This is a genomic window from uncultured Draconibacterium sp., from assembly GCF_913060805.1.
Lineage (GTDB): Bacteria > Bacteroidota > Bacteroidia > Bacteroidales > Prolixibacteraceae > Draconibacterium.
The window spans coordinates 1-14,421 of record NZ_CAJXTC010000039.1 but is presented as its reverse complement, the minus strand read 5'-3'; the positions used below and the strand labels follow the sequence as shown (position 1 = coordinate 14,421).

General features: G+C 44.4%; 8 protein-coding genes and 1 pseudogene. All 9 read right to left on the bottom strand.

The genetic code is table 11. The features are described from left to right. Positions 1 to 93: 93 nt before the first annotated feature. Positions 94 to 1,227, bottom strand: a complete 1,134-nt coding sequence (locus QZ576_RS18790) for an alpha/beta hydrolase-fold protein (protein WP_297099906.1) — start codon at positions 1,225 to 1,227, stop codon at positions 94 to 96. A gap of 86 nt (positions 1,228 to 1,313) precedes the next feature. Next, the gene (locus tag QZ576_RS18785) at positions 1,314 to 2,879 is read right to left on the bottom strand and encodes a carboxylesterase family protein (protein ID WP_297099904.1); all 1,566 of its coding nucleotides are present in this window, start codon (positions 2,877 to 2,879) and stop codon (positions 1,314 to 1,316) included. A 25-nt stretch (positions 2,880 to 2,904) separates the two neighbouring features. Then, the gene (locus QZ576_RS18780) at positions 2,905 to 6,717 is read right to left on the bottom strand and encodes a glycoside hydrolase family 3 C-terminal domain-containing protein (RefSeq protein WP_297099902.1); all 3,813 of its coding nucleotides are present in this window, start codon (positions 6,715 to 6,717) and stop codon (positions 2,905 to 2,907) included. 15 nt (positions 6,718 to 6,732) lie between these two features. Beyond that, entirely contained in the window at positions 6,733 to 8,244 is a 1,512-nt protein-coding gene (locus QZ576_RS18775) for an alpha-L-arabinofuranosidase C-terminal domain-containing protein (RefSeq protein ID WP_297099900.1), read from the bottom strand. 78 nt (positions 8,245 to 8,322) lie between these two features. Next, on the bottom strand, positions 8,323 to 9,162 hold the full coding sequence (locus QZ576_RS18770) for a sialate O-acetylesterase (RefSeq protein WP_297099898.1): 840 nt from the start codon (positions 9,160 to 9,162) through the stop codon (positions 8,323 to 8,325). A 27-nt stretch (positions 9,163 to 9,189) separates the two neighbouring features. After that, positions 9,190 to 10,758, bottom strand: a complete 1,569-nt coding sequence (locus QZ576_RS18765) for a glycoside hydrolase 43 family protein (protein WP_297099896.1) — start codon at positions 10,756 to 10,758, stop codon at positions 9,190 to 9,192. 136 nt (positions 10,759 to 10,894) lie between these two features. Then, positions 10,895 to 13,291, bottom strand: coding sequence for a glycoside hydrolase family 127 protein (locus QZ576_RS18760; RefSeq protein ID WP_297099894.1), 2,397 nt, complete (start codon positions 13,289 to 13,291; stop codon positions 10,895 to 10,897). Positions 13,292 to 13,345: 54 nt separating this feature from the next. Next, the gene (locus QZ576_RS18755; protein ID WP_297099892.1) at positions 13,346 to 13,909 is read right to left on the bottom strand and encodes a DUF3237 family protein; all 564 of its coding nucleotides are present in this window, start codon (positions 13,907 to 13,909) and stop codon (positions 13,346 to 13,348) included. Positions 13,910 to 13,920: 11 nt separating this feature from the next. Beyond that, positions 13,921 to 14,421, bottom strand: a pseudogene (locus QZ576_RS18750) (xylan 1,4-beta-xylosidase); the annotation flags it as partial.

The window sequence follows — 14,421 nt, the reverse complement described above, 5'->3', positions numbered from 1 at the left end:
TTCACAGTTCGACTTCGCTCACTGTGACAGTCAGGCTGAGCGAAGTCGAAGTCTGGTTTTTAGCTTTTCTTTACTAATCCTACCAGCATTTTTTTAGTTTTTGAATAATAAAGGTGCAAACTGATAAAGGCTGCGGCGCCAGCTCTGCCATTCGTGGGCAGTTTCGGGCGACACATAAAAATGGGTGTTTATACCGGCCTTTTTAAGTGCTTCGGTATTTTCTTTTGGATCTCCCCATGGTCCAGGGCGCGGATTTTCTATCTCGCGGCTTCCGTAGCTGACGAAAAGCAGTTTTACTTTTTCCTTAAAATCAGGATTTTGCCCAATGTCTTCCATGGTGATGCTGCCACCACTAAACATTCCCACATGCGAAAACACATCGGGGTTGGCCAGTGTTATCACACGTGTTTGCATTCCACCCATCGACAATCCGGCCATGGCACGGTTTTCGGCATCAACCAGGGTGCGGTATTTTCCATCAATTAGCGGAATAATATCTTTCAGCAAGGTATTCATAAAACCATCGGCCCAACCTTCGGGTGGCCATGTGCGCGGGCGCTCGCCACCTTCGCGGTTACGCGGTGGCCTTGGCATTGCCCAGTTTCCGTTGTCCATAACAATGATAAATGGAACGGTTTTTCCTTCGGCAATCAGGTTGTCCATTATCAAACCTGCGTGTCCCTGGCTCGACCAGCCTGTTTCGTTTTCGCCACCACCATGTTGCAGGTACAACACCGGATAGCGTTTTTCAGGATTTTCGTCGTAACCCGGAGGCGTGTAAACAAAACACCTGCGCATGGTATTGTTGCTTTCCGAGAAATATTGAAGCTCGCGTACCTCGCCGTGCGGAACATTTTTCAAGGCATAAAACTCCTGGTCGTGCGCCGGAATTTCAATACCACTTCCCCATCGGCTGGCTCCGTAAAAATACAGGCTGTTTGGATCGGGAACAGCAGCTCCGTCAACCCAAAGCTGGTAGTAGTGAAAACCTTCGTCTTGTGGTGACGATTCGCCGGTCCACACACCGTTTTCATCTTTTACCAAATCGTATTTTACTGCGCTGATATCTAGTTGCACTCTTTCTGCTTCAGGCGCAGAAATTTGAACGCGTACCCGTCCTTCGGAATTCACCATCGGGTATTCCTTTCCGGGTTGATTCACTGTTGAGGGTTTAAAATCCTCAACTACTTCCGACGACGTTTGTGCGGTACAGATCCCGACTGCCATCAAAAAGATAAATGAAATTATTAGATTTTTCTTTTTCATAATATTAATCCCAGTTATTTACATAATTCACGAATGACCTTATTCGACTAATTAAGAGGTTTAATGAAATTCATCAATTCTCTGTCGTGGTTATATACAATTCTACATTCCTTATCAAAATACATGGTGGCACCGTTTTCCGCAGTGTATTCCTCCCACGTTGGCAACATTCCTTCAACATTGGGATTACCAGCTTTTACAAAGTTTATCCAAGCAGAGCTCATTTTATCAGCTAATTCCCAGGCTTCTTCGGTATTACCGGTCCAGTCTGCCCTAAGATCAACAGTATTGAAAGCTAAAGGAATGTCCAAACCATGGAAAGAACCTTTTGAGGCATTATCAACAGCACTTTTCCATGCCAAAAAATAAACATACAATGGGGCGCCAGACTCTACTGCCCTTGCATCAGCAGTTCGTATAGTATAAGGTCTGAAAGTCTTATCAACAGAAAGTAGGTCCTGCGGTGTATAATCAGGATATGCCTTTGCAAACAACTCTACGAATTGCCCGGTTTTATCACCGTATTGTTTTGCCAGGCGTTCTTGTGCCTGTTCCAGGGTCAGGTCTTTTTCGCCATATGCAACGGGCATCAACTCATTCAAAGTGGAACCCATCATAAGTGGAATGTCTTTTGAAATATCGGCAAAACCCGGGCTGAACGGTTGTTGCAGCAGTACATCACCATCAGCCGAAGGTGCAAAGCCAAACATGGTTGGTGAACCGGGCTTTCTCGGACCAGAGATCTCAGCTATCGCTTCATTTCCGGCTTTTACAAGTTCAGCGTACGAAAACGTTTCCAGTTTTTCAACATCGTTTGGAGTAAGTCCCAATTTTTCAAGAACGGCCAAACCCAGTGTTTGCGATTTCTTTTTGGTCATGGTATTAATCAGCGTTCCACTCTGAATAATTGCTTTCTGAAACAATCCTTTGGCGGCCGGCATACACATAAGCGTTCCTACTTTTCCGCCGCCACCAGATTCGCCCACAATGGTTACATCAAATGGGTTTCCCCCAAAATTCTCAATGTTATTCTGAATCCACTCGAGCGCTTTCACAATGTCGAGCATACCAACATTTGCTGATTTTGCATACTTTTCGCCACATGCAGATAAATCAAGAAATCCAAGGATATTTAACCGATGATTTACCGAAACAAAAACGATATCCCCTTTTTTTGCCAAGGCTTCACCATAGGTCATAGGATCGTTGCTGGCGCCAATGTGAAATCCGCCACCATGTAACCAGAGCATTACCGGGCGCTTTTTACCATCATTAAGGCCCTTTGTCCAAACATTCACACTAAACAGTTCCTGTTCGTTTTGAACGGAATCAGGATACCATGGTGCTACTTGTCTGGCAACAGGCCCAAAGTTTGTACATTCACGAATTCCGTCCCAGGCATCCGGATTCTGCGGAGGCATAAATCTTTCAGCCTTGGCGTAGGGTATGCCTTTAAAAGCATAAACACTGTTGTTAATACTCCCAGATATATCACCATGTGTGGTTTTAACCTGCAATTCCTGATTGTTGTTAGTTTTAGGCGTACAAGCCGTAAAACAAAATCCGGCTGTCAATAAAATTGCCATTAAAATGGGTAGAATTTGATACTTCATGATTTGTTTGTTGAAAGTTTATGTTTTACTGTTTTAGTCCACTGTTTGTAATCCGGAAATAATCGAAAGCCACGTCAAACGGCGAATCCGGTTTTGTTGTGTCGGAATCAAACCAGAACGTACTTTTCATATAGCCGGTAATAATCCCGTCGCCTACCATTAAACCTGTTTTTATGTCTTCTAATGCCAGATCTGCAGTTCCCAGGATTTCGAAATTCTCGCCATCCAACGAATACGAAGCCGTATAAATACTTCCTTTTTTATCGAGTTTAAGCACCAAGGCCTGGTCGCCGGTGATTTCAGTTTTCAAATTGAAAGAACCCAGCGATTTTGCAATGCCGTTTTCTTCCATCATCAAATCGATGGTTCCGGGTTGCGGCTCCCTTTGCCGTGTGGTTTTAATTACTGCACGGAACATGAGTTTTACAAAATTATCATCGTCCTGATAGGCCAGAATCCCTGCATTTTCAGGCTGAGAAGGCATTCGTGAAGCCGTCAGTTTTGTTTCCACTGTCCAGTCGTTATTGGCGCTTTGCAACAGAATGTTTTTGGCATTGTTGGTACCTTCTGAAACATCGCCAACTTCGCTGGTAATGGTCAGGCTGCCATTGTTTGCCGAAGAGCTGTGTGTTGCAGCATTTTCCCTGATCCACTGCCACTGACTACCAATTGCACCGTTAAACTCGTCGCTAACCGCTTCCACATCAAAATTGAAATAGTACGTGTTGGTTTCGAGTGTGATGTTGTCGATGAATTTCACCACTGCAGTTCCTGGAATTTGTTTTGCCTGCTGAATATCAACAGTAATTCCGTTTCCGGCAGCCGTTGCTTTTAGTTCAGGCACTTTGGTTTTATCTTTCAGCAGATAACTATAAGCTTTTACTTCTTTATCGAAGCTTTCGATGGGCTTGCCGTTTACCAAAATTGATTTCGGGTTGAGGTCGGGCATTACTTTTACAGGAAAGCTGCTTGATTCGGTTACACCGTCAACAGTTACGTAAGCAAATACCGATGCAACACCTACTCCGGTAGCGGTTATTTTACCGTTTTCATCCACGCTTACCACCGCCGGATTATTGCTTTTGTATTCAATTTCAGCTTTCGAAATATCGTAAAAACTATCGTCCGACATAGCAGCGGTTACGCTGGTTTGTGCCGTATTTCCGGGGCGCAGTATCACCTTGTCGCTTTCGGCCACTACGGTTGTTAACACCGGTTTGTACTCGCCGCTCATAATCGTCTCCAGTTCGGCTTTTATATCCTTTGAAGATGCCCCGATCTCGAAAATATAACGTCCCTGGTCGAAGGTAATTTTACCGGCTTCGGCATCCCAAAACCAAAGGTCGTCGCAATCGATATCAATAGAAACACGTTTCGTCTGCCCTGCCGGAATGGTTGCGCGTTTAAATCCTTTCAGACGTTTTATCGGGCGCTCCAATTCTGCCGGACTGTCGGGTGTTTTTACATATACCTGCACCACCTCGTCGCCGTCAACTGCACCAGTATTTTTCACGTCAACACTTACGGTAACTTTGTCGTGAGGCGTTAGTCTTGTTTTGCTGATACTGAAGCGATTGTATTCGAAAGTGGTGTACGACAATCCGTAACCAAATTCATACGAAACCGGTTTATCAAAATACCAGTAAGTTCTTCCGTTCGAGCCATCGCCACGCAAGGTGTAGTCGTTAAATCCTGGCAGGTCGTTTAACGATTTATGCCATGTAACATTCAATTTTCCACCGGGATTTACATCGCCAAATAAAATGCGTGCCATCGCGGTTCCCTGTGCCTGTCCGTTGTAGCCGGTCCAGACAATTGCGGGAATATTCGGGTTGTTTTTAAACTGCTCCACTTCTACCATTCCCATGGTTTGCATTACCACAATGGTGTTTGGATTTTCGGCAGCCACAGCCTCGATGAGTTTATTCTGATTTCCGGGCAATGTAATGGCAAAGCGGTCGGACTCTTCGCGGCCGGTAGTTTGATCGGTTCCCACAAAAACCAGCACCACATCTGCAGTTGCAGCCATTTCAAGTGTTTCCTGATCGGTTGCAGGACTTTCGGCTTCGCGGTAAACCAGTACCAGCGTTTGCGGCCCTGAAATTCCCAGCGTATTGATTTTTACCGCCACATTTTGCGGGCGGGAAAATCCCCGGAATCCACCGCTTTGCTGAACGGCCTCAATTTTTTGAGTTGCCAGAATATTTCCGGTTGCCGAGCTAACACGCACTTCAAGCAAACCACCGTTCCCAGAGGCTGCCACGTTAAAGCGGATGGAATCGATGTCGGTAATATCCACATTGTCGTAAGCTGTCCAGTCGCCATCTTTTACACCGCGAATTGAGGTTCGTCCAAAACGTGCAGCCACAATTAATCCGGGTGCCGAATCATCATATTTTGTAGCATCGAATTCGGCCACTACTTCGCCGTTTCGTACGGTGGAAAAACTGTTCATTGTCAGAAAATCGGTATTTCTATCCGTATTTCCTGTTGATGCTGAAACCACTTCAATTTCGAGCTTATGTTCTTTTATATAATTCTGAATTCCTAAAAGCGGCGAGATACTCAAATGAGGTTCAATTGGACCAGAGTAATCACCCAGTTCCACCTTATCGGCCTGTGGTCCCAGTACCGCAATTTTTTTGATGTGTTTGGTATTTAGTGGTAATGCTTTTTCGGCAGGTTTAACGGTTACCTCATTTTTTAGCAGAACCGGTGTTTTTGTAGCTATTTCAATGGCCAGATCGTTGTGCGAAGGATCATTCACAATATCCGGTTTTATACCTGCGTACGGTACAATTTCTGCCGGGTCGAACTCGCCCAAACGCATTCTGGTGGTAAAAATATTAATCAGTGCTTTATCGATATCGGCCTGCGTCATCATACCTTTTTCCAAAGCATTCAAAGCATGGTTTTGATACACACCACCACAGTCGGTGTCAACTCCGGCTTTTAAACCCAGCGCCGCTGCTTCTTCATAACTATCCGTAAAATGATGGCCGCGAACGATATCGTCGATTGCACCGCAGTCGCCTGTAACGTATCCGTCCATTCCGTAGGTTTTACGCGCTACCGTATCCACCAAATATTTACTGGCCGACATGGGAACGCCGTTAACAGCGCCATAAGCGGTCATTATCGAAGGTAAATTGTAATCGCGAATCAGCGTCCGGTAAGGAAGCAGGTAAAACTCGCGCATGTCGCGGTCGTCCATATCCGAGCTGCCCGAATGCCGGTTAAACTCGGTATTGTTGGCAAAATAGTGTTTGCCGCAAGGGACAGTTTTCAGGTAGGTGGGGTCGTCGCCCATTAAGCCCTGAATAAATCCTTTTCCGATTTCAGAAACCAGGAACGGATCTTCACCAAACGTTTCGGCGGTTCTTCCCCAACGTGGGTCGCGGGCCGGTTCAATTACCGGCGACCAGTAAGTCAGCGTAAAAATCAGCTCGTGGTTAAACCCACGCGCCTCGTCGGAAATTACTTTTGTTTCGCGTTTAATCAGCTCCGGGTCCCAGGTTGAACCCACCGCCACACTGTTTGGAAACGAAGTGGCTGTCATTCCGCTGTTGTTGTTTCGGCCCATAATTCCGTGCAGCGCCTCGCCCCATACATCGTAATGGTTTACGCCAAGCCGCGGAATTGGTGGCATGGTATTTCCCAACTGACTTTGTTTTTCTTCGGGAGTCATCCGCGAAACAAGGTCGATGGCCCGCTCTTTAAACGAGTAAGCCGTGTTGAGGTAAATGGGTTGCTTCGCTATTTGGTTTTGCGGAATAAATGCCAGCGCCAGCAGCGAGAACAGTATTAAAATCAGGGATGTTGATCGTCTGAGATTCATAACGTCCGGTTAAAATTATTTAATGGGTATTTCGATTTGTGTAAACGAATGCGCAGGAAAACTGTGTTTTAATGTATTTCCTTTAAAACTTATCTGTTCTGATTCTACCCGAATAGGCTGCGCATCTTTTGTATTTCTTGTGTCGATTGATTCAGCATTGATCAGGCTTGCCGTTGCTTTTCCGGCGTATTCACCGCTCTGCAGATCGATGTTTGTTTCAATAGCATCGGTTTCGTGGCGGTTTACCACATTTACAATCACTTTGTTCTCTGCTTCGTTCAAAACTGCTGTTACATCCAGGTAGGAAATATCTTTGAAAACCTCATTATCATAATCATCGCAAATGGTTTTTACATCGAGCGCGGTGCCCAACGCATTGTGCGAATACAACGAAAAAGTATGGAAGACCGAGTTTTTAAAATCTCCTTCGGGAGAATTGCCTACTAAGTTGGTAATCATGGTAATGTTGGCCATTTTCACCACATCGGCATGACGGATGAAAGAATTCAAATGCTGCGCAAGCATCAGCGAACTAAGCAGCCCTCCAAAACCCGGAGAATATTCATCAAACGAAATATAAACCGGACGTTTGGTTTCCGATTTTACCATGGCTTTTTTGATGAGTGCCTGTGTAGTTTCAATTTTTTCGTCAATATCGAGTCCCAATGACATGTGGTCAGAAAAAACTTTGTTTGACCGACCGCCCGGCAGTGCTTCGGTTGCATATCGATGTACCGACAAATAATCAATCTTTCCGATAATTTTATCCAGCACATACTCGTTCCAGTCTACCCACTCGTTTCCAGGGCGGTACAAGGAAGCGCCCGAAGCCACAAGCTTGATGTCTTCATCCAGCAGGCTGATCAGTTTGCCGGCTTCAAGTGCCCATTTACAATAGTCTTCGGCACTTTTTTGTCCCATTTGCCACGGACCATCAATCTCATTGCCTAGCCCTACATATTTTACATTAAAGGGTTTTTCGTTGCCATATTTTATCCGCAGATCGGCGTAATAGGTTCCTGCTTCGCCGTTGCAATATTCTACCCAGTGGCGGGCATCGTCGAGGGTTCCCGTTCCGCCATTTACACAAAGGAAATTATCGGCCCCGATCAGGCTGCATAATTTGGCGTATTCGTCGGTTCCCATATGGTTACTTTCAATTTGTTTCCAAGCCAAATCCATTTTTGCCGGACGCTGGTCTTTAGGCCCGATTCCGTCTTCCCAGTTGTAGCCAGAAACAAAGTTTCCTCCTGGCCATCTCACGCTTCTTACATTCAATTGTTTTACCAACTCGATAAAATCCTTGCGGAAACCGTTTTCATCAGAGTAAGGCGATTCCGGATCGTAAATACTTCCGTAAACGACCGTTCGAATAGGTTCAACAAAAGCACTGTAAATGTTCGGATCGATGGCATCAATCTGCCGGTCTAAATCGATTTTTATTATTGCTGCTTCCTGTGCAAAAAGTCTTCCAGTGATTATTGAGAAATTAATCAGACATAAAAAAATGATGTTTATTTTTTTCATAAGTTTTGATTTTTGTTTTCCTAAAGAAGTTCCGGTTTAATTTTTCTGATTTTGATTGAACTCACTACTAACCATCGGTTATGGTTCTTTCAATATGGAAAGCATCTTTTCTCCATAGCGTTTTCCCAGCATGCGGTAACCTTCGGCAGTAAAGTGCAGGCCATCGCCACGTTGCGGGCATCCAACTGATGGGATTACATAGGCATTGGGAATTACATTGGGCAGCGTGGCAATAATTTTATTCATACTTGCGCAAGAGCCACCCTGGTCATCGCCAACTACTTCTCCGGCCAATAAAGGCACATTGTCGGCCTGAAGGCCAAGATCGGCGAACAGGTTGTCATATACCACTTTTACTTTCTGCGTCCATAACGAATCGCCGGTGTTGGACTCTCCCTGATGCAATAAGATTCCTTTTATAACACCATCTTTTTGAGCCAGCTTTGCCATTTCAACCAAACGGCTATACGGGTCGTTGTCATAAGGTTTTAGCATACCCATCATCCATCCGGGAGCTGTTTCCACGTACGATTCGCAACTATCCTTGTCGAACAATTCGATTTTACAACCACCAACGGCAACATTGATAACGCCAAGCCTAACATTTTCGGGAAGGTTTTCAAGCAGCGTTCTTCCAAAATAATCTGCAGGCGTTAATCCTGTGCGGCAACGACATAAAGGTGGTACTGCCTGGTACCATTGTCCCTTTTCCCTTCCTAGATCCGGACAATCAACCGCTGACATCATCAGAAAACGATCATCGATATTTAGGGAATCCTCGTGTTCCAGGCGTGCGTTTCCTTCCATGTTCGACTGCCCGAAACAGAGATAGATATGAAAATTCGGGTCCTGTGAATATCCTTTTAAGTGCAACAAAAAAGCACTTACAATTACAAGTAGACTGATTTTAAGTTTCATCTGTATTTCGTTTTACTGGTTTAAAATTTATTCTGAAATTGTATCGCTGATTTTGAAGAAATCAATATCGACGTATCCTCCTGTATTCTTCGTGGCATAGTTAAACAGCCCAAAACGATAACCCATAAAATGTTCCATCAGGGTATATTCCATTTTTAACGGGCCGCCAATTGCCGTCCATATTTTTCCGTCAAGGCTGTAATAAAACCGGGCAGTATCTTTTCTGTCGCGGAAATCGCAGTCGATTTTTAAGTACACTTCGTTTTGTGTTAGCGGAAGACTTTCCATTTCAACTGGTGTATCGGTTTCGTTGCTTATCATGTAAATGAATTTCTCTCCATCTATCATCTTTACGCCTACCTGTCCGTACTTTCGTTGCAAGGCGCACAATCCGGCAAAATCGCCATCCTTCATGTTTGATGCATCCATTAATGTATTGGCCGAACTTACAGGACCAAAAGTTCGCTGAGTAAGGGTGTTTCTTGCATAAACAAAGCTGTCGTCAACACGTCCTGTGGTAAGTCGTAAATATCCTTTGCGGTCGCGAACCGACCAAAGTTCATTAACCGGATTATGATTCCACTGCCAAACCAGTGGCAGATCAGGATCGTTCTTTTTACGGGTAAATTCATCGGAGTTCACAATTCCAGGAATTAAACCTTTGCTTGCCGGTAAATCCAGTTCATCGGGAACTTTTCCATCAACACCCAAAACAGGCCATCCATCTTCCCATTTCACAGGTACTAAGTACGGAATGCGGCCTACCGAACCATAATCGCGGAACAGAAATGAAAACCATCTCCCGTCGGGCGTGTCGATCAGTCCGCCCTGAGCAACACCTTTATCCTGCAAAGCCAGGCGACCTTCCCACGGACCATTAATATTATCGGCCCGGTGAATAACAACCGAACGCATGCTTCCACGCGGCCAGGTAATGTTAAACAGGTAATATTTTCCATTTGCTTTAAAAAGTTGCGAACCTTCTGCTGGCAACATGATATTGTTGCCAGCCGGTGCACTTGCATTTTCAATCAATACCTTTTCTGTTCCTTCCTTAACACCCGAAAAATCAGGTTCCAGTTCGGCAATCATTAATCTTCCGGCTCCCCAAATCATATAAATTTTGCCATCGTCGTCGAAAAACAAGGTATTGTCGTGCAAACTTGGAGAAAATTCGTGTCTCTTCCATTCGCCTTTTTCAATGTCGTTTGTTGAGAAAACATATGTTTTACCGGTTGTACTCGAAAAGGTTGACACATAATAGGTGTCTTTGTGGTATCGGATACAGCTCGCCCACGATCCTTTTCCATAGGCGCGTTTTTCGTTATCAAGATTCATAGCATCATTGTCTGCCAGCCTATCGTAAGCATAACTCACCATCTCCCAGTTTACCAGATCCTTCGATTTCATAACCGGTACTCCCGGCGCCATGTGCATGGTGGTGCTACTCATGTAATAATTATCGCCAACGCGAATCATCGAAACATCGGGTACATCGGCGTGGATGATGGGATTATTAGCTTTTTGAGCTTGTACCAGACTGGTTTGAAATACCGCCAGCACCAGAATCAATAAAAAAGAAACATATTTTTTCATACTATTAAAATTGTTAGTTTTCAAAGGTATAGTATGGAACTCACGATGAATTTTAATTATGCTCTTGGGTGAATTTTAGCAAATTAGAATTCATGGTCGTTTCATAATCTTATAATTTAATTCTCAATCAAATTCCTTAGTGTTTTAGCTTAGCCCGTAATAAGCGAATCTCATACACTGCGCCTGCCGTATTCCCGGGAAGCGCTTCAAACTTTATGCGTACATTGCTTTTGTCTTCAACCATCGAATTAGGAATTGGATACACGATATCCTTAAAGGCGGAAATCTCCCAGCGCCTGGTGTTATCTTCGGTTACCAGTTTTTCATCGTCGATATAAATATTGAATTTGCGGCCTCCCCACTCTGCTCCCCAGTAACGCACCAGCAAGCTGAGGTTTGTTTCGGAGTTGGTTGCAAAATCGTAACTAAAATAACCACCTCCGGCGGCCTCGCGGAAGAATTGGTTTTGGTTATTTCCCGACCTCGATCTTTCCTGTTGCATGTCATGATCTGTTTCTGGCTGTTGTTCGCCGGTAGCCACATAATCAACAGTTCTTTTTTCGATGGCCAGCTTTGCCTGTTCGTTGGCTGCAAGCGAGTCCACATAAGCCTGATAACCATCGTTGGTTAAAGCGAGCCAATACATCATGTACCTCGAATCGTGAATCTGACTGAACGGTTCAAGCGTCAAATCCATTGGATTCACCATCTTCACATTCAGCTTAAAGTGAAGCGGATTCCCCTCAATCGGCTCCAGTTTGTCGCCCAGATTCTCCATATCGTCTTCCACCAGGATCGGTGCCTTATCAACCGGCAAATATTCGCCACCTGAATATTGTCCCCAGCGGCCATCGTCAGCAATCAATCCCCTCAAATCTTCGGTTCCGGTTTTTGCTCCCAGCAAAATTGGCCCGTGCATAAACGCAATGTATTCGGGCACATTTGGTAAATGCTCGATGGTACTTTGCATGGGCAATTCAATTACTACTTCATCGCCTTTTTCCCATTTTCGGTCGATAGTAATGTATGACGAAGGATGAGCAGTATATTCTACCGCTTTGCCATTTACTTTAATTCTTAGTGCTCCTTCTTTTACCCAAGCCGGGTACCTTACTTTTAAATTGAACTTAGAAGTACCTTTTGTTATGGTAAGTTTTGTTTGCTCTGCAAACGGAAATGTTGTTTCCTGTTTTAGTTGAATGCCTTTTTCTTTCCAGTTGAGTTCCGAAGCCACAAACAAATTCAGGTACAAGTCGTCATCAGAGTGCGTGTAAATAAAACGGTTGTACTGTCCGTGGTTTTCCATACCAGTACCTACGCAACACCACATGGCCTCGTTTGGTGCCGAATACACCCGGTAATGACGTGGCCGCGCCGGAGTAAAATACACATAACCGCCGTGCTCGGGGTGTTGTGTGGAAAGAATGTGGTTGAATAGGGTACGTTCGTAATAATCAGCATATTTGGCCTCGGGATAAACACGGAATAAATCTTCAGTAAGTTTGAGCATGTTATACGAGTTGCAAGACTCAGGCCCGTCGTTTACATGTACAAAATCGATACACGAACTTTCACTTGGAAAGTGCTCGCGGCGGCTGTTTCCGCCAAATGCCAGCGACCGGTTTTGGGTAATGGTTTCCCATGAAAAGCGTGCCGCCTCCAGGTATTGTTCATTATCATCTAGCTCGGCAATGCGCCCGAAACCAATAAATTTTGGGATCTGTGTATTTGCATGGTGATTATCAAGATTATCGATATCTTTTGATAAAGGCTCCAAAAATTCGTTATGTGAATAGCGTTTTGCTGCATTCAGGTATTTTTCATCGCCGGTAATCTGGTAGGCATCAGCGTAAACTTCATTCATTCCTCCATGCTCCATGCCCAGCATTGTTTCCATCTGCTCGTCCGACAAACCTGCAGTCAGATCGATTCCCCAGTCGCAGAACTTCAGAAACAAGTCTTTGGCCTCTTCACTTTCGCCATAAAGCCAGGCATCGCGCAAACCGGCATACATTTTATGCAGGTTGTAAAAGGGAGCCCACGAACCAAAATACACTCCAAAATCGCCTTTTTTGAATGTTGACCAGAGTTTGGCACTATTCGGGAAACCGCCAACATAACCAACTCCCCATTTGGGGTTGTTTACCGCATTGGCTTCCTGGCATTCTTTTAACTCTTTTAGCATATAATCCATTCGGCGCTTGCACTCCTTATTACCTGTTGCGGCGTAGTTCATTGCCATAGCCGATAGGTAATGACCGCCAACATGACCGTCTAATCCGTCCCAGTTCGGATAGGTTGGTTTGCGAGGTTCCAACCCGGCTTCCTTACGGTATGGTGCCAGAAAACGATCTACATCGTATTTCAGCAAAACCTCTATATTCAGGTCGCGCGCTTTTTTAAACGGGCCATCAAGCAGTTGAACGTCGCTTAAAGGAAATTCGTTGGGGTATAGTTTTGTTTGGGCACACAAATGCTTCGTATCAGTGAATACAAATGATACAATTAGCAATATGTATAAAAGTTTATTCATGGTTTAATCTGTTTTTATAGTTCTTTCGTTTTCTTTTTACTATACCGACTTTGCTCACAAAACCTTGTAAACCCCAATTATTACATAAGGCTCTTCATTGGGTTTTAACTGAGGCATTTCGAGTGTTCCTAAAAATATAGCGTGGTTTAAATAATCGTACGAACTTTCTACGGGCGCTTCAATGTCGATCACCGATTTTACATAAAAGCCGCCTTCCTCTCCTTGTGCTGGAGTATGCATTAACGCTTTGTTTAGAATTTGCAGTACCGTGCCGTCATCTGTCTTCATTAAATAACGAGCATACAGTTCGGTATCGCCATCGGGACGAACCAATTGCCAGTCTTCGCCACCGGGCAAAACTTCGCCTTTTATTTTTGGTCCGCTAAATGTGCCGCCGGTGATAGGAATTACCCGTCGTGTTCCCCGTTTACTTTCGCCAACGTTTATCATTGTACCAATTTTTACATTGGCCTTCCACATCAGTTCGGTTTTAAAATCACGGTAAATGTCTTCGCTGTTTTCAGGACTACTGTTCTGGGCAAAACCATTTACAGCAATAACAAGCAGCAGCGCGAGGGTTACTGTTCCTAATGTATTTTTATAAAAGTTAAATTTCATAAGCTACTGTTTTAATTGTTTCCAACCACAACAACTTTCTTTCTACCAACTATGTAAATCCCTTCTTTCAGCCCTTTTGTTGCCTCAGATCTTTTTACTTGCGAGCGTATTCTTGCACCGGTAATGGTGTAAACATCCACAAATTCCGGTTCTGAATCGATCGGAAAAAGATCATCTATTCCGGTAGGTTTTGCGTAACTTTCGTCGTTAGTGAGGTATACATCATCAATGATTAGCGGGCAACCACCACTTGACCAGAAACCAACGTAATAAATTTGCGACGGATCCATTTTGGTTGTTGTCTCGTCTTTGTACATATTGTCGAGCGAAACCACTACCTGGTCTTCGTTACCAATATCATATATTCCAGGTGTTGTCCAGTAACTGTTTTCATCGTATAAACGGAATGAAAACCCACAGGCATTTGTATTTCCAAGTTTCACCACCAGGTATTTATAGTTTGAAAGATCGACACCGTTACTGTAGTACCAGCCTCCAAAACCATATTGGCC